General features: G+C 62.0%; 16 protein-coding genes. 9 read left to right on the forward strand and 7 right to left on the reverse strand.

The window, feature by feature from the left end; translation table 11 throughout:
- The first annotated feature begins 79 nt into the window (after positions 1-79).
- The 5 genes from RHM60_RS21635 to RHM60_RS21655 are packed head-to-tail and all read left to right on the forward strand — an operon-like array spanning position 80 to position 3,843.
- Positions 80-382, forward strand: a complete 303-nt coding sequence (locus RHM60_RS21635) for a DUF3649 domain-containing protein (protein ID WP_209989015.1) — start codon at positions 80-82, stop codon at positions 380-382.
- The gene (locus RHM60_RS21640) at positions 379-1,953 is read left to right on the forward strand and encodes a PepSY-associated TM helix domain-containing protein (RefSeq protein ID WP_322212751.1); all 1,575 of its coding nucleotides are present in this window, start codon (positions 379-381) and stop codon (positions 1,951-1,953) included. Before RHM60_RS21635 ends, RHM60_RS21640 begins: the two co-directional genes overlap by 4 nt.
- A 1-nt stretch (position 1,954) precedes the next feature.
- Positions 1,955-2,281 carry a DUF3325 domain-containing protein gene (locus RHM60_RS21645; protein ID WP_209989020.1) on the forward strand — a complete coding sequence of 109 codons (327 nt, stop codon included), beginning with the start codon at positions 1,955-1,957 and terminating at the stop codon, positions 2,279-2,281.
- Between the two features lie 9 nt (positions 2,282-2,290).
- On the forward strand, positions 2,291-2,869 hold the full coding sequence (locus tag RHM60_RS21650) for an RNA polymerase sigma factor (protein ID WP_322212752.1): 579 nt from the start codon (positions 2,291-2,293) through the stop codon (positions 2,867-2,869).
- Positions 2,866-3,843 (forward strand): FecR family protein, encoded by a 978-nt coding sequence (locus tag RHM60_RS21655; RefSeq protein WP_322212753.1) that lies wholly within the window; start codon positions 2,866-2,868, stop codon positions 3,841-3,843. The genes RHM60_RS21650 and RHM60_RS21655 overlap by 4 nt, the downstream gene beginning before the upstream one ends.
- Here RHM60_RS21655 and RHM60_RS21660 read toward each other — a convergent pair whose 3' ends face one another.
- Complete coding sequence (locus RHM60_RS21660; protein ID WP_322212754.1) at positions 3,844-4,194, reverse strand: glutaredoxin family protein; 351 nt, start codon at positions 4,192-4,194, stop codon at positions 3,844-3,846.
- Positions 4,194-5,198 carry a nucleoid-associated protein YejK gene (yejK, locus tag RHM60_RS21665; RefSeq protein WP_231423034.1) on the reverse strand — a complete coding sequence of 335 codons (1,005 nt, stop codon included), beginning with the start codon at positions 5,196-5,198 and terminating at the stop codon, positions 4,194-4,196. Before yejK ends, RHM60_RS21660 begins: the two co-directional genes overlap by 1 nt.
- A 397-nt stretch (positions 5,199-5,595) precedes the next feature.
- On the opposite strand from yejK, the gene RHM60_RS21670 reads away from it, so the two are divergent.
- On the forward strand, positions 5,596-5,877 hold the full coding sequence (locus RHM60_RS21670) for an HU family DNA-binding protein (RefSeq protein ID WP_003188840.1): 282 nt from the start codon (positions 5,596-5,598) through the stop codon (positions 5,875-5,877).
- Between the two features lie 67 nt (positions 5,878-5,944).
- On the opposite strand, the gene rlmF is transcribed toward RHM60_RS21670, so the two are convergent.
- The 5 genes from rlmF to RHM60_RS21695 all read right to left on the reverse strand — a co-directional run bounded on the left by rlmF (position 5,945) and on the right by RHM60_RS21695 (position 12,477).
- Positions 5,945-6,961 (reverse strand): 23S rRNA (adenine(1618)-N(6))-methyltransferase RlmF, encoded by a 1,017-nt coding sequence (rlmF, locus tag RHM60_RS21675; RefSeq protein WP_209989037.1) that lies wholly within the window; start codon positions 6,959-6,961, stop codon positions 5,945-5,947.
- A gap of 131 nt (positions 6,962-7,092) precedes the next feature.
- A complete protein-coding gene (locus RHM60_RS21680; protein ID WP_209989041.1) occupies positions 7,093-9,939 on the reverse strand; it encodes a valine--tRNA ligase in 2,847 nt (948 codons plus the stop codon).
- A gap of 209 nt (positions 9,940-10,148) precedes the next feature.
- Positions 10,149-10,496: a hypothetical protein gene (locus RHM60_RS21685; RefSeq protein ID WP_057007053.1), complete on the reverse strand. Its 348-nt coding sequence runs from the start codon at positions 10,494-10,496 to the stop codon at positions 10,149-10,151.
- A 7-nt stretch (positions 10,497-10,503) separates the two neighbouring features.
- Positions 10,504-10,932 carry a DNA polymerase III subunit chi gene (locus RHM60_RS21690; RefSeq protein ID WP_322212761.1) on the reverse strand — a complete coding sequence of 143 codons (429 nt, stop codon included), beginning with the start codon at positions 10,930-10,932 and terminating at the stop codon, positions 10,504-10,506.
- A gap of 54 nt (positions 10,933-10,986) precedes the next feature.
- On the reverse strand, positions 10,987-12,477 hold the full coding sequence (locus RHM60_RS21695) for a leucyl aminopeptidase (RefSeq protein WP_231423036.1): 1,491 nt from the start codon (positions 12,475-12,477) through the stop codon (positions 10,987-10,989).
- A gap of 286 nt (positions 12,478-12,763) precedes the next feature.
- On the opposite strand from RHM60_RS21695, the gene lptF reads away from it, so the two are divergent.
- The 3 genes from lptF (at position 12,764) to lepA (ending at position 16,900) form a co-directional block, all read left to right on the forward strand.
- The gene (lptF, locus tag RHM60_RS21700; protein WP_003234122.1) at positions 12,764-13,882 is read left to right on the forward strand and encodes an LPS export ABC transporter permease LptF; all 1,119 of its coding nucleotides are present in this window, start codon (positions 12,764-12,766) and stop codon (positions 13,880-13,882) included.
- On the forward strand, positions 13,875-14,954 hold the full coding sequence (gene lptG / locus RHM60_RS21705) for an LPS export ABC transporter permease LptG (RefSeq protein ID WP_209989049.1): 1,080 nt from the start codon (positions 13,875-13,877) through the stop codon (positions 14,952-14,954). The genes lptF and lptG overlap by 8 nt, the downstream gene beginning before the upstream one ends.
- Positions 14,955-15,100: 146 nt before the next feature.
- Complete coding sequence (gene lepA / locus RHM60_RS21710) at positions 15,101-16,900, forward strand: translation elongation factor 4 (protein WP_057006741.1); 1,800 nt, start codon at positions 15,101-15,103, stop codon at positions 16,898-16,900.

Here is a 16,900-nt window from a genome sequence, read left to right on the forward strand (position 1 = left end):
AGGTGATTCATCCGTTCGGTTTTGCTTATGAGAATATTTATCATTAATATCGCCAACTGAATAATCTGGCGCCGCCGCGATGAAAAGCAAAACCACACTGCCCGTCTCCTACCGCCTCGCCGTCACCTCACGCGTGCTGGCGGCCGTGGTCGGCGGCTACCTGATGGCGTCTCTGGCCGCTGTTTGCCTGGCGCTGTGGCTGCCGACGTCACGTGCCGATGCGGTGGTGACCGGCATGATGAGCTCATTCGTGTTCTACCTGCTCGCGGTGCTCTGGTGCTTTGCCTGCCGCAGCGCCTGGCGGGCCTGGTTTGGCGTGATGCTGCCGACGGCGGCGTTTGCCACCCTGGCGGGCGTGGGTTTGTGGATGGTGCGCACATGAAAGAGGGCTTTCGTCAGGCCATGGCATGGTTGCACACCTGGGCCGGACTGATCTTTGGCTGGCTGTTGTTTGCGATTTTTCTGACAGGCACCCTGGCCTATTTCAAGGACGAGATTACCCACTGGATGCAGCCCGAGGTGCAGGCGCATCCGCTGGATGATGCGCGCAGCCTCACCGTCGCCCAGGCCTACCTGCAGCAGCAGGCGCCCGACGCCGCACGCTGGTTCATCACCTTGCCCAACAGCCGCGATCCCGGCCTGTCGGTGATGTGGCAAGACAAGCTCGACCCCGGCAAGCGCGGCAATTTCGTCCAGAAGGTCGTTGACCCGGTCAGCGGCCAGGCCGTTCAAGCCCGCGACAGCAAAGGCGGCGAGTTCTTCTACCGTTTCCATTTCCAGCTGCAAATGCCTTATCCATGGGGCCGCTGGCTGTCGACCCTCGCGGCCATGGTGATGTTCGTGGCGCTGATCACCGGCATCATCACCCACAAGAAAATCTTCAAGGACTTCTTCACCTTCCGCCCGCGCAAGGGCCAGCGTTCGTGGCTTGACGGGCATAACGCGGTGGGAGTGCTGGTGCTGCCATTCCACTTGATGATCACCTACAGCAGCCTGGTGATCTTCATGAGCATGGTCATGCCGGCGCCCATCATGGCGTCCTACGGCGACGACAGCCGCGCGTTCTTCAGCGAGCTGTTCCCCGCCACCGACAACGCGCCGGCCCTCGGGCAGCCGGCGCCGTTGCAGTCGCTGGTGCCGATGTACACGCAGGCTCGCGCGCAATGGGCGGGCGGGCAGGTCGGCCGGCTGGCGGTCAACAACCCGGGCGATGTGAACGCGTCGGTGAACATATTCCGCTCAGGCTCCGACCGTGTGGCGCAGGATTTTGGCAGCGTGGTGTCGTTTAACGGCGCCACAGGTGAGTTGCTGCGGGTGGGCGGCGGGCAGTCGTTGCCGACGCTGGTCAGCGGCACGTTCTATGGCCTGCACATCGGCCATTTCGCTGGCCCGATGCTGCGCTGGCTGTACTTCATCTGTGGCCTGGCCGGCACGGCGATGATCGGCACCGGGCTGGTGATGTGGCTGGGCAAGCGCCAGCTCAAGCACGCCAGGACCGGCGTCATGCCGTTTGAATTGCGACTGGTGGAGATGCTGAACATCGCCAGCATGTCCGGGCTGTTGATCGCCATCGGCGCATTCTTCTGGGCCAACCGCCTGTTGCCGGCGAGCTTTGCCGAGCGTTCCGACCGGGAGGTGCAGGCGTTCTTTATTGCCTGGGGCCTGAGTCTGTTGCATGCCGCGCTGCGCCGCGGGCGCCAGGGCTGGGTCGAGCAACTGAGCTGCGCTGCGCTGTTGTTTGCGGCCGTGCCGCTGTTGAACGCCCTCACCACCGATCAGCACTTGGGGGTGTCACTGGCCAGGGGCGACTGGGCCATGGCCGGCTTCGACCTGACATGCCTGGGCAGCGGAGCCTTCCTGGCCTGGGCTGCGTGGAAGATGCGGCACCGCACGGCGCCTCGGCCCAAGGCCGAACGCGCCCATCGGCTGAACCTCAAGCAGGAGGCTCACTGACATGCTGCTCGCGGTGCTGTTGTGCTACGCCGGATTCACTGCGCTGTGCCTGTCCACCGACCGGCACCACGGCGAGCTGCTGCACAGCAAGCCAACGCCACGTCGCCGTGTCGGTTTGCGCGTGAGCGGCTGGCTGCTGTTGCCCGGCTCGATCTGGCCGGCCGTCGCCGCTGCCGGCTGGAGCCAGGGCCTGGTGGAGTGGTGCGCGGTGCTGATGCTCAGCGCACTGCTGCTGGTGCTGCTGCTGCCGTACTGGCCAAGGCTGGCCTTGAGCCTGGCGGGTGCTGGGTTGTTGGCCAGCCCCGTTGCGGCGTTTGTGACCCTCTGAGCCCACGCCATGATCATCAGCACGCCACCGGATTCCGAAGACAGCCCGCCCGTTGATGCGATGTGCGGCCGTGCGTATTTTCTGCAGGTGTTTTTGTCCCAGCGTTCGCAGATGGAAGCCCTGGTGAGCCGGCGCGTCGGTTGCCGCGCGACAGCGGCCGACCTAGTGCAGGATTTGTTCCTGCGCTTCTGGCGCCGACCGCTGGTGCAGGTCGAAGAACTCAGCACCTACCTGCTGCGCTGCGCCGGCAATATCGCCATTGACCACCTGCGCAGCGAAGGCGCCCGTGTGCGCAGCCGCGAAGGCTGGCTGCCGGAGCAACAGGGCAATCACGGCGCCGAACCCGAGGCCGCGCTGGAGGCGGGCAACGACCTGCGCCACGTCGAAGCCGCCCTGCGCAGCCTGCCGGAGCGCACCCGGCAGATTTTCCTGCTCAATCGCATCCACGGGCGCAAATACGCGCAGATCGCCAAGGCCATGGGGCTGTCCCAAAGTGCCGTGGAAAAACATATGATGCGCGCCCTCGAAGCCTGCAAGGCCAGTCTTCGCGAGCCACCGCCTCCACGCACGCCAGGGAAAGCACCGTGAACGTCACCCCGACGCCCGCCCAGGAAAGGGCTGCACTCGAATGGCTTGGCCGGTTGCATGACCAGCCCAGCAGTGGCGATCAGGCTCTTTTCACCCGCTGGCTGCGTGCTGACCCTGCCCATGTCCAGGCCTATTCCCAGGCCCAGGTGCTGTGGGAACTGAGCGAAGCGCCTGCGCGAACACTCGCGGATGAAGAGGCGCTTGCGTTGCAGGGCTACCTGAACGCCATGGCCACCTCCAGGCGCTCGCGGGTGGCGCGCTGGTCGGGCGCGCTGGCGATGGCCGCCTGTCTGCTGTTGATGGTATCGATGGGCGCCGGCTGGCAGCCGTCGCGTTGGGTCGATGACCTGGGCGCCGATTACGTGACCGCGCCGGGGGAGGTAAAGACCTTTATGCTCGCCGATCAATCCAGCGTCACCCTCGATGCGGACAGCGCGATTGCCGTGGATTTCAGCCACGGTGAGCGGCTTATCCGGCTGCGTCGCGGTGCCGGTTTTTTCAAGGTCAGCCACACTGGCGAGCCCTTTGTGGTCGAGGCGGGCAGTGGCGAAGCGCGGGTGCTGGGCACACAGTTCGAAGTGCGCCTGCAACCGGCGGGCGTCGAGGTAACGGTGTTGTCCGGGCGGGTCGGTGTCACCGCGTCGAAGCAAGGCCCGCAACAGATCCTGACGGCCGGCCAGCAAGTGGCTTATGCCGCTGGGCGGGTCGAGCCCTTGCACGCGGTCGACAGCGAATCACGCCTGGCCTGGCGCGAGGGTTGGCTCAATTATTACAAGGCGCCGTTGGCCGACGTGATCAAGGACCTGGGCCGCTATTATCCGGGGCGCATCCTGTTGCTCAACGAGAAGATGGGCGCCAGGCGCGTGAGCGGCAGCTTTCCAAGCAAGGACCCGGCGGCCGTGCTGACGGCTTTGCAGGCCGTGCTGGGGTTTGAGCAACACAGCCTGCTGGGCCGGGTGATCGTGGTGCGCTGATTATTTCAGCGCCGCCATGATCGCGTCCGGGTTGTAATCCCGAATCAACGTGCCGTTCACGTCCACAAACGGAATGCCGCCGCCGCCCAGCGCTTCGTACGCCGTGCGGGCCTGGGCGTCCTTCTCTATATCGAAGGCCTGGTACGCAATGCCTTTCTTGTCCAGGAAGCGGCGGATCTGCTTGCAGTAGCCACACCATTGCGTGGAATAAAGCACCACGCGCGCCGACGTGCGTACCTGCTCCGACACCACCTGCGACGGGTTGAACAGCCGCTCGATCTTGCCCCAGTTCTGGATCGCCACCACGACCAGCAACACCAGCAGGACTTTTTTAAAGACCCCGCCGAGCATCAGTTGCGGCGCTTGAGCTGGTCGGTCAGTTGGGTCGGCAAGCCCTTGATGATCAGCGTGCCTGCGGCTTCGTCGTACTCGATCTTGTCGCCCAGCAGGTGCGCTTCAAAGCTGATCGAGAGGCCTTCGGCGCGGCCAGTGAAGCGGCGGAACTGGTTAAGGGTGCGCTTATCGGCCGGAATCTCCGGCGACAGGCCGTAATCCTTGTTGCGGATGTGGTCGTAGAACGCTTTGGGCCTATCCTCGTCGATCAGGCCCGACAGTTCTTCCAGGCCCATGGGCTCGCCAAGCTTGGCCTGGCTGCTGGCGTAGTCCACCAGGGTCTTGGTCTTTTCGCGGGCGGACTCGTCCGGCAGGTCTTCGCTCTCAACGAAGTCGCTGAACGCCTTGAGCAGGGTGCGGGTTTCGCCGGGGCCGTCGACGCCTTCCTGGCAGCCGATGAAGTCGCGGAAGTATTCCGAGACCTTCTTGCCGTTCTTGCCCTTGATGAACGAGATGTACTGCCTGGACTGTTTGTTGTTCTGCCACTCGGACACGTTGATGCGCGCCGCCAGGTGCAACTGGCCAAGGTCCAGATGGCGCGACGGGGTTACGTCCAGCTCGTCGGTCACCGCCACGCCTTCGCTGTGGTGGAGCAGGGCGATCGCCAGGTAGTCGGTCATGCCCTGTTGGTAGTGGGCAAACAGCACATGGCCGCCGGTGGAGAGGTTGGACTCTTCCATCAGCTTTTGCAGATGCTCGACCGCTGTGCGGCTGAAGGTGGTGAAATCCTGGCCGCCGTCGAAATACTCTTTCAACCAGCCGCTGAACGGATGCGCGCCGGACTCGGCATGGAAAAACCCCCAGGCCTTGCCCTGCTTGGCGTTGTAGCTCTCGTTGAGGTCGGCCAGCATGTTCTCGATGGCGGCCGATTCGGACAGCTCCGAGTCGCGCGCGTGAAGAACTGCAGGTGTGCCGTCGGGTTTTTTGTCGATCAGGTGGACGATGCAATGACGGATCGGCATAGGCTTCTCGGCTGGTTGAGGGGGAGCGGTGGGCCTCCCCAAAAAGTCGTCCAGTGTACCGCACCCATTGGTCGGGGGGCGCCTGGAAGGTGTTTTGCGCGCTCGCTTACGGGCCATATGCCTTTTTTTCACGGTTTAGAGCGATAAAGCTGACCAAATGGGTAGGTAGAGGCGGATATTTCCCCGTCTCTGTGCTAGTTTTGCCCGGTCTTGCGCCAAGTCTCGGCGTTAAGCGTGCATTCAGCATCTGTCAGGTCGAACCAATCCCTGTTTAGAGCATCTATAACCCCGATCTCCGACGGTTATAAGCCAGGGGTGCCAGGCCTAGATGGCAGGGCTCGATGGCTGACACTGCACTCTGCAATCCATATGAATTTGATAGGGAAGGAACACCACAATGGCTATTACTAAAGACCAACTGATCGCTGACCTGGCTGAAGCAGTAGACGCACCGAAAACCACCGTGCGCGCTCTGCTGGACCAACTGAGCCAGGTTGTTGCCGATCAGCTGGAAAACGGCGGCGAAATCACTCTGCCAGGCGTTGGCAAACTGAAAGTGACCGAGCGTCCTGCCCGTACTGGCCGTAACCCTTCGACTGGCGCTGCCATCGAAATCGCTGCCAAAAAAGTTATCAAGCTGGTTGTGGCCAAAGGCCTGACCGACGCTGTTAACAAGTAAGACGCAGCAAAAAAAACCGTGCTCCGGAGCGATCCGGGCACGGTTTTTTGTTGGCTGCGATTCAGTCCTAGCGCACCCAGCGCTGGCGCCACAGCTGCTGTTCGTTTTTGGTCTGGAAAGTCCAGGCCACGAACCGGCTCTGCTTTTGCCCCTGTGACATTTCCACTACCTGGCTCTCCAGCACGCCGGCTTTTTTCAGGGCGGTTTCGATGGCCGGCAGGTTGGAGGCTTTTGACACCAGGGTGCTGAACCACAGCACCTTGTGCGCAAAATGCGCGCTCTCGGCGATCAACTGCGTCACGAAGCGCGCTTCGCCGCCTTCACACCACAGCTCGGCCGACTGACCACCGAAGTTCAGCACCGGCAGCTTGCGCTTCGGATCGGCCCTGCCCAGGGCACGCCATTTGCGTTCACTGCCCTTGGTGGCTTCATCCATGGACGCGTGGAACGGCGGGTTGCACATGGTCAGGTCAAAACGCTCGCCCGGCTCCAGCAGGCCCAGCAGGATCTGCTTCGGGTTGGGTTGCAGGCGCAACTGGATAACCTTGCTCAGGTCGTTGGACTGCACGATGGCCTTGGCCGCTGCGACGGCGGTAGGGTCCACCTCGGAGCCGAGGAAGTTCCAGCGGTATTCCATATAGCCAATCAGCGGGTAGACGCAGTTGGCGCCCATGCCGATATCCAGCACCTTGACGATTGAACCACGCGGGATCTTGCCTTCATTGCCGCTGGCCAGCAGGTCGGCGAGGAAGTGCACGTAGTCGGCGCGCCCCGGCACCGGCGGGCACAGGTAGTCGGCCGGTATATCCCAATGCTGGATGCCATAGAACGACTTGAGCAACGCCCGATTGAAAACGCGCACCGCGTCGGGGCTGGCGAAGTCGATGCTTTCCTTGCCATACGGGTTGATAATCACGAATTGCGCCAGTTCCGGCGTGGTCTTGATCAACGCCGGGAAGTCGTAACGGCCCGTGTGGCGGTTGCGCGGGTGCAGGGTAGCCTCTTTGCGCGGTGCGACGGGCTTGGCCGTGGCGGCGGTTTTGGGCTTCTTGCGCGGAGGTTTGGGCGTAGTGGGGGCGGTCATGTTGATTCTGGTGTTGGCTCAAAGTGGTGGGCATTGTCACACATTCCCCCTGTCTACCTGGGTTAAATGTGGGAGGGTTTGCCACATAAAAAAAGAGACCCGAAGGTCTCTTTTCTCACACGGCTCAAGCCTTACAGGCTGGAAATCCGCGCATGCTGCTCCGCCAGCTTGCCCAGGGCCTGTTCAGCCTCGGCCAGCTTGGCGCGTTCCTTGTCGATCACTTCAGCCGGCGCCTTGTCGACGAATGCCGCGTTGGACAGCTTGCCGCCCACCCGTTGCACTTCGCCTTGCAGGCGCAGCATTTCCTTGTCGAGACGGGCCAGTTCCGCGCCCTTGTCGATCAGCCCGGCCATCGGCACCAGCACTTCCATGTCGCCCACCAGTGCGGTGGCAGACAGCGGTGCTTCGGCGCCATCAGCCAGCACGGTGATCGACTCCAGCTTCGCCAGTTTCTTGAGCAGCGCATCGTTCTCATCGAGACGACGCTGATCCTCGGCGCTGGCGTTCTTGACGAACACGGCGAGTGGCTTGCCCGGGCCGATGTTCATTTCGGCGCGGATGTTGCGCGTGCCGAGCATCAGCGTCTTGAGCCATTCGATATCGCTTTCGGCGGCTTCATCGATGCGGGCTTCATTGGCCACCGGCCACGGCTGCAGCATGATGGTTTTGCCGTCGATACCGGCCAGCGGCGCCAGGCGCTGCCAGATTTCTTCGGTGATGAACGGCATGAACGGATGCGCCAGGCGCAGCGCCACTTCCAGCACGCGCACCAGGGTACGACGGGTGCCGCGCTGGCGTTCGACCGGCGCGTTTTCGTCCCACAGCACCGGCTTGGACAGCTCCAGGTACCAGTCGCAATACTGGTTCCAGATGAACTCGTACAAGGCCTGCGCGGCCAGGTCGAAACGGAACTGGTCGAGCTGGCGGGTTACTTCGGCTTCGGTGCGCTGCAACTGCGAGATGATCCAGCGATCGGCCAGGCTCAGCTCATAGGCTTCGCCGTTCTGGCCGCAGTCCTCGCCTTTGTCCAGCACGTAGCGCGCGGCGTTCCAGATCTTGTTGCAGAAGTTGCGATAGCCTTCGACGCGGCCCATGTCGAACTTGATGTCGCGACCGGTGGACGCCAGCGAGCAGAAGGTAAAGCGCAGGGCGTCGGTGCCATAGCTGGCAATACCATCGGCGAACTCGTCGCGGGTCTGCTTCTCGATCTTCTTCGCCAGTTTCGGCTGCATCAGGCCCGAGGTGCGTTTCTGCACCAGGGTTTCCAGGTCGATGCCGTCGATGATGTCCAGCGGGTCCAGGACGTTACCCTTGGACTTGGACATCTTCTGGCCCTGGCCATCACGCACCAGGCCGTGCACGTACACGGTCTTGAACGGTACCTGCGGCGTGCCGTCCTCGTTCTTCACCAGGTGCATGGTCAGCATGATCATCCGGGCAACCCAGAAGAAAATGATATCGAAACCAGTGACCAGCACGTCGGTGGAGTGGAATTTCTTGAGGAATTCAGTCTGCTGCGGCCAGCCGAGTGTCGAGAACGTCCACAGGCCCGAGCTGAACCAGGTGTCGAGTACGTCGTTGTCCTGTTGCAGCGCAATGTCGGCTCCGAGGTTGTGCTTGGCCCGCACTTCGGCTTCGTCGCGGCCGACATAGACCTTGCCCGACTCGTCGTACCAGGCCGGAATACGGTGGCCCCACCACAGCTGACGGCTGATGCACCAATCCTGAATGTCGCGCATCCAAGAGAAGTACATGTTTTCGTACTGCTTGGGCACGAACTGGATGCGGCCGTCTTCGACAGCAGCAATGGCAGGCTCGGCCAACGGCTTGGTGGACACGTACCACTGGTCGGTCAACCACGGCTCGATGACGGTGCCGGAACGGTCGCCCTTCGGCACTTTCAGGCCGTGGTCGTCGACGCTGACCAGCAAGCCGGCGGCATCGAACGCTGCGACGATCTGCTTGCGCGCTTCAAAGCGGTCCAGGCCTGCGTATGCGGCCGGGATTTTGCCGTCGATGCTGTCGTTGAGTGTGCCGTCCAGGTTGAACACCTGGCAGGCTGGCAATACGGCGGCGTTTTTATCGAAGATGTTCAGCAGCGGCAGGTTGTGGCGCTTGCCGACTTCATAGTCGTTGAAGTCGTGGGCCGGGGTGATCTTCACGCAGCCGGTGCCGAATTCGGGGTCGCAGTAGTCGTCCGCGATGATCGGAATGCGGCGGCCGACCAGCGGCAGCTCGACGAATTTGCCGATCAGGGCCTGGTAGCGCTCGTCATTCGGGTTAACCGCGACGGCGGCGTCGCCGAGCATGGTTTCCGGACGGGTCGTGGCGACGATCAGGTAGTCGTTGCCTTCGGCGGTTTTGGCGCCGTCGGCCAGCGGGTACTTGAGGTTCCACAGGAAGCCTTTCTCGTCGTGATTTTCCACTTCAAGATCGGAGATTGCGGTGTGCAGCTTGGTGTCCCAATTGACCAGGCGCTTGCCGCGGTAGATCAGGCCGTCTTCATGCAGGCGCACGAAGGCTTCTTTAACGGCCTCCGACAGGCCGTCGTCCATGGTGAACCGCTCGCGGCTCCAGTCGACGGACGAACCCAGGCGGCGGATCTGACGGCTGATATTGCCGCCGGACTGGTCCTTCCATTCCCAGATCTTTTCCAGGAATTTCTCGCGGCCCAGGTCATGACGGCTTTGGCCGGTGGCTTCCAGTTGACGCTCCACCAGCATCTGCGTGGCGATGCCGGCGTGGTCGGTGCCCGGCTGCCACAGGGTGTCTCGACCCTGCATGCGGCGGAAACGGATCAACGCATCCATGATCGCATTGTTGAAGCCATGGCCCATGTGCAGGCTGCCAGTGACGTTCGGTGGCGGAATCATGATGGTGTAGGGGTCGCCCGCACCTTGTGGGGCGAAATAGTTCTCGGACTCCCAGGTGTTGTACCAGGAAGTTTCAATAGCGTGGGGCTGATAGGTCTTATCCATGCGCGGCGGGACCCTAGTTGGCATTTATTCAGGAAAGCCGGCAAGTATAACGGGGGATAGGGGAGAGGGCGAGACGAAGACAGGCTTAAGGGATACGCGATCAACTGTGGGAGGGGCTTGCTCCCGATAATGGCGGATCAGCTATGAATTGATGACTGACACACCGCTATCGGGAGCAAGCCCCCTCCCACACGGGATATGGGTGAAGCTCAGGACTGGTATTGGCTGAGCAACCGCTCCATTCGCGCATCCAGCCGGCGCTTGATCTCGGTTTCGATGTGCGGTGCGAAGTCGTCGATCACGTCCTGCATGATCAATTGCGCAGCGGCCCGCAGTTCGTTGTCCAGGTGCAGCAACAAGGCGTCCTGCGGTTTTTCCGCTGTGGCGGCAGCGGGTTGCGGCGTTGGCGTGTCGAACGCCATGGCAATCTGTGCCTCGTCCATGACCGCTTCGGTCAGCAACGGCGGCTGCAGGTCGTCATCACCCAGCAGTTGACGGATCGACTCGAGGTCGTCCAGTAAATGGTCGTCTTTTTTAATCGGGTTTGGCGTGTCCATCATCTACTCAAAGTCGTTGTAGCCGGTGATCCTGCAGAGGATAGCCCTGTTCGCGATAGAAACGAAAACTCTCCCGCGCGGCCTGACGAACAGCCGGATCTTCCACCACCACCTCCGCCACGCGGGCGAATGCACTGGCAAAGGCCGGTACTTTCAGGTCCAGGTTGATCAGCAGGTCCTGGTGATCGCCGCAGCCGTCGCCCAACCCCAGCACCACACGGCCGTCGGGCTCGGATTCTGCGGGGCCGTGGGGCACGAAGCTTTCGCCCTTGAAGCGCCACAGGCGCGCATCCAGCTCATCGCGCTGGCCGGCATCGCTGCAATGCAGGTAGATGCGGTGGCCCATGCGCCAGGCTTTTTCGGTGAGTTTGCAGGCAAAGTCCAGGCGCGCGAGCGGGTCGGCGCTGGGCAATATATAGAAGTCGACTTGGGTCATTGCGGTTCCTGAGGCCGGGACGGCGAAATGATCACCGCCCCGGCGTCTTCAGTTTCAGGCCTTGGCGCGATCCAGCAGGTACTGGGTCAGCAGGGGCACCGGACGGCCGGTGGCGCCCTTGTCCTTGCCGCCGCTGGTCCAGGCGGTGCCGGCGATGTCCAGGTGGGCCCAGTTGAAGTTCTTGGCAAAGCGCGACAGGAAGCAGGCGGCCGTGATGGTGCCGGCTTTCGGGCCACCGATGTTGGCGATGTCGGCGAACGGGCTGTCCAGCTGCTCCTGGTACTCGTCGAACAGCGGCAATTGCCAGGCGCGGTCGTCGGCTGCCTGACCGGCGCTGAGCAGTTGCTCGATCAGCTCATCGTTATTGCCCAGCAGGCCCGAAGTGTGGGCGCCCAGGGCGACCACGCAGGCGCCGGTCAGGGTGGCGATGTCGATCACGGCCTGTGGCTTGAAGCGCTCGGCGTAGGTGAGGGCGTCGCACAGCACCAGGCGGCCTTCGGCGTCGGTGTTGAGGATCTCGACGGTCTGGCCGCTCAGGGTAGTGACGATATCGCCCGGACGGGTCGCGCCGCCGCTCGGCATGTTCTCGGCGCAGGCCAGGATGCACACCAGGTTGATCGGCAGCTTGAGTTCCAGCACGGCACGCAGGGTGCCGAACACGCTCGCGGCGCCACCCATGTCGTACTTCATCTCATCCATGCCCAGGCCAGGCTTGAGGCTGATGCCGCCGGTGTCGAACGTGATGCCTTTACCTACGAGGGCGTAAGGCTTCTCGGATTTCTTGCCGCCGTTGTATTGCATCACGATCAAGCGTGGAGGCTGGTCGCTGCCCTGACCCACGGCGTAGAACGAGCCCATGCCCAGCTCCTTGATCTTTTTCTCGTCCAGCACTTCAACCTTCAGCCCCTTGAACTCCTTGCCCAGTGCCTTGGCCTGTTCGCCCAGGTACGTCGGGTGGCAGATGTTCGGCGGCAGGTTGCCCAGGTCACGGGTGAACGACATGCCGTTGGCAATCGCGGTGGCGTGGGTCACGGCGCGCTGCACTTCGGCCTGGGCGGCCTTGATGGTCAGCAGGGTGATTTTCTTGAGCGCGCGCGGTTCGGCTTTCTGGCTCTTGAATTGATCGAACACGTAGCCGCCGTCCACCAGGCTTTCGGCCAGCAGGCGGGTCTTGCCATAGCTGTCACGGCCCTTGACGACGATTTCATCGAGTGCCAGTACGGCCTCGGTGCCGCCCAGGCCCTTGAGGGTGGTGAGCAGGGTGCTGATGATCTTGCGGAACGGACGGTCGCCCAGTTCGGCGTCCTTGCCCACGCCCACCAGCAATACGCGGTCGGCCTTGAGGTTGGGCAGGCTTTGCAGCAGCAGGCACTGGCCCACTTTGCCGGCCAGGTCGCCGCGCTTGAGGATCGCGCTGATGGCGCCGCCGCTCAATTCGTCGAGTTGGCTGGCGGCGACGCCCAGCTTGCGGCCTTCGCCGATGGCGACCACGAGGGTGGCGGTCTTCAACGTTTCGGGGCTAACGCTTTTTACAACCAGTTCCATGTTCGGGTCCCTTATAAAGGTCGGTGAGCCTGGCGTCTGTATAGCCAGGCTTAAAGCGAGGCAGCTGTGTAAAAAACCGCCCGCGACAAGGGCCGCAGTTTGAACCTCGCAGGCGAAGCCTGACAACCCTCGGCGCACGCTTTGTGCTCGCGCATGAGGTTGCTCCGTGACAGGCGCGGTCAATCACAGGATAATGCGCCATCTTTTTAGCCGGCCCGTGCAAACGGGTCGCTCGGTATGCTTGCTTGTTTGGCCGCCTTAGCCTGACAACCCTGGAGTGTCTGGTTTGATCGTCTTCCGTTATCTATCCCGCGAAGTCCTGCTGACCCTGAGTGCCGTGAGTGCGGTATTGCTGGTCATCATCATGAGTGGTCGTTTCGTCAAATACCTGGCCCAGGCGGCTTCCGGCGCCCTCGACCCCGGTTCGCTGTTCCTGATCATGGGCTTTCGCCTGCCGGGTTTTTTGCAGTTGATCCTGCCGCTGGGCCTGTTTCTCGGGATCCTGCTGGCTTATGGCCGACTGTACCTTGAGAGCGAAATGACCGTGCTGTCGGCGACCGGCATGAGCCAGCAACGCCTGCTGGCCATGACCATGATTCCGGCAGCCGGCGTCGCGCTGATCGTGGCCTGGCTGAGCCTGAGCCTGGCGCCCCAGGGCGCCATGCAATTTCAGCTGGTGCTGAACAAGCAGGACGCCATGACCGAGTTCGATACCCTCGAACCTGGCCGCTTCCAGGCGCTCAACGATGGCACCCGGGTCACCTACACCGAAACCCTGACCGACGACCGCGCCAACCTCGGCGGGGTGTTCATCTCCGAAAAACGCCTGGGCCAGGACAAGAAGGACCGCGGCATCTCCGTGCTGGTCGCCGATGCCGGGCGCCAGGAAGTGCGGCCCGACGGCAGCCGCTACCTGATCCTGGAAAACGGCTATCGCTATGACGGCAGCCCCGGCCAGGCCGACTACCGCGCCATCAAGTACGACACCTACGGCGTGATGCTCGCGCGGCCGGACGTCAGCGACGAAGTCACCGACCGCGACGCGATCCCCACCCAGGAGCTGTTCGGCAGCACCGAACTGCGCTCCATCGCCGAGCTGCAATGGCGCATTTCCCTGCCGCTGCTGGTGTTTATCGTGACGCTGATGGCCGTGCCGCTGTCGCGCGTCAACCCGCGCCAGGGCCGCTTCCTCAAACTGCTGCCGGCGATCCTGCTGTACATGGCCTACCTCACCATCCTGATTTCCGCCCGTGGCTCCCTGGAGAAGGGCAAGCTGTCGCCGACCCTTGGCCTGTGGTGGGTGCACGGGATCTTCCTGGTGATCGGCCTGGGGCTGCTGTACTGGGAACCTATCCGCTTGAAAATGAAAAGCCGTCGTGGCCAGAAGGAGATGGCGCGTGGTTAAGCTCGATCGCTACATTGGCAAAAGTGTACTGGTCGCCATCCTGGCGGTATTGGGTATCATCCTCGGCCTGGCGTCGCTGTTTGCCTTTATTGATGAGGTCAGCAACGTCAGCGACACCTACACGGTGACCGACGTGCTGAGCTACGTGGCCCTCACCGCGCCACGCCGTCTCTACGACATGATGCCGATGGCCGCGCTGATCGGTTGCCTGATCGGCCTGGGCAGCCTGGCCAGCAACAGCGAACTGACCATCATGCGCGCTGCCGGGGTTTCCGTCGGCCGTATCGTCTGGGCGGTGATGAAACCCATGCTGCTGCTGATGGCGTGCAGCGTGCTGATCGGTGAATACGTCGCGCCGCCGGCCGAAACCACCGCCCAGGCCAATCGCGCCCTGGCCCAGGGTTCGGGGGATGCGCAAAGCGCCAAGCACGGCCTGTGGCACCGCCAGGGTGAAGAGTTCATCCACATCAACGCCGTGCAACCGGGCGGCCTGTTGATCGGGGTGACGCGCTACACGTTCGACAAAGAGCGCCACATGTTGTCGTCCAGTTTCGCCAAACGTGCGCAGTACAGCGCCAATCAGTGGCAACTGACCGACGTCACCACCACCTATTTCCGCAACGCGGGCCAGGGCACCAAGGCCAGCACCGAAGTGATCAACGTGCCGACCGAGCAATGGGACATCGCCCTCAAGCCGGAGCTGCTCAATACCGTGGTGATGATCCCGGAAAGCCTGCCGATCTCCGGGTTGTGGAGCTATATCCATTACCTCAAGGACCAGGGGCTGAACAACGGCCGCTACTGGCTGGCATTCTGGGTCAAGGTGTTGCAGCCGGTGGTCACCGCCGCGCTGGTGCTGATGGCTATTTCGTTCATCTTCGGCCCGTTGCGCTCGGTCACCCTCGGCCAGCGCGTCTTCACCGGTGTGCTGGTGGGCTTTACCTTCCGCATTGCCCAGGATCTGCTCGGGCCGTCGAGTCTGGTGTTCGGTTTCTCGCCGCTGTTTGCGGTGCTGGTGCCCACCGCCATCTGCGCCCTGGCCGGGTTCTGGCTGCTGCGCCGCGCCGGGTAAGAATGCCCCGGCAAGCGAAAGGCCCCGTATTGACGGGGCCTTTCGCGTTCTGGACAGCAAAGATGACGTCTGGCCCGAGCATCAGGTACAATTCCCGGCTATTTTTCAGCGGGCAATCTGCCTGCAGCCTTTTTGAGTGTTGATCCGTGAGTGATTTGAGTCATATCCGCAATTTCTCCATCATCGCCCACATTGACCATGGCAAGTCGACGCTGGCCGATCGATTCATCCAGATGTGCGGTGGCCTTGCCGAGCGTGAAATGGAAGCCCAGGTTCTGGATTCCATGGACCTCGAACGCGAGCGCGGGATCACCATCAAGGCCCACAGCGTCACCCTGTACTACACCGCCAAAGACGGTATCCGGTACCAGCTCAACTTCATTGACACTCCCGGCCACGTTGACTTCACCTACGAAGTCAGCCGCTCGTTGGCGGCCTGCGAAGGTGCGTTGCTGGTAGTGGATGCGGGCCAGGGCGTGGAAGCCCAGTCCGTGGCCAACTGCTACACCGCCATCGAGCAGGGCCTTGAAGTAATGCCGGTGCTGAACAAGATCGACCTGCCCCAGGCCGATCCGGACCGCGTCAAGGAAGAAATCGAAAAAATCATCGGCATCGACGCCACCGACGCCGTCGAGTGCAGCGCCAAGACCGGCCTGGGCGTGGACGAGGTGCTCGAGCGCCTGGTCAAGACCATTCCGGCCCCCACCGGCAACTACGAAGATCCGCTGCAAGCGTTGATCATCGACTCCTGGTTCGACAACTACCTGGGCGTTGTCTCCCTGGTACGCGTGCGCCACGGCCGTGTGAAGAAGGGCGACAAGATCCTGGTCAAGTCCACCGGCAAGATCCACCTGGTGGACAGCGTCGGTGTGTTCAACCCCAAACATACCGCGACCACGGATCTGAAAGCCGGTGAAGTAGGCTTCATCATCGCCGGTATCAAGGACATCCACGGTGCGCCGGTGGGTGACACCCTGACCCTCAGCTCCACGCCTGACGTCGACATGCTGCCGGGCTTCAAGCGTATCCAGCCGCAGGTCTACGCCGGCCTGTTCCCGGTCAGCTCCGACGACTTTGAAGACTTCCGCGAGGCCCTGCAAAAGCTGACCCTCAACGACTCGTCGTTGCAGTACACCCCGGAAAGCTCCGACGCCCTGGGCTTCGGCTTCCGCTGCGGGTTCCTCGGCATGCTGCACATGGAGATCATCCAGGAGCGCCTGGAGCGCGAATACGACCTCGACCTGATCACCACCGCGCCAACCGTTATTTTCGAGTTGTTGCTGAAAACCGGTGAAACGATTTACGTCGACAACCCCTCCAAGCTTCCAGACCTGTCTTCCATCGAAGACATGCGCGAACCGATCGTGCGCGCCAATATCCTGGTGCCCCAGGAACACCTGGGCAACGTGATTACCCTGTGTATCGAAAAGCGTGGCGTGCAGCACGACATGCTGTTCCTCGGTACCCAGGTGCAAGTGACCTACGATTTGCCGATGAACGAAGTGGTCCTGGACTTCTTCGACCGTCTCAAATCCACCAGTCGCGGCTATGCTTCGCTGGATTACCATTTCGACCGCTACCAATCGGCCAATCTGGTGAAACTGGATGTACTGATCAACGGCGACAAAGTGGACGCCCTTGCGCTGATCGTGCACAAGGACAACGCGCACTACAAAGGTCGCCAGTTGACCGAAAAAATGAAAGAACTGATTCCGCGTCAGATGTTCGACGTCGCGATCCAGGCCGCCATCGGCGGGCAGATCATTGCGCGAACCTCCGTCAAGGCTCTCAGAAAGAACGTATTGGCCAAATGCTACGGCGGTGACGTAAGCCGTAAGCGCAAGCTGCTTGAGAAGCAAAAGGCCGGTAAAAAACGCATGAAGCAAGTGGGCAATGTGGAAATTCCACAAGAAGCCTTCCTTGCGGTGCTCAGGTTGGATAGTTAG

It is taken from the genome of Pseudomonas sp. MH9.3, from assembly GCF_034354675.1.
Taxonomy (GTDB): Bacteria; Pseudomonadota; Gammaproteobacteria; order Pseudomonadales; family Pseudomonadaceae; genus Aquipseudomonas.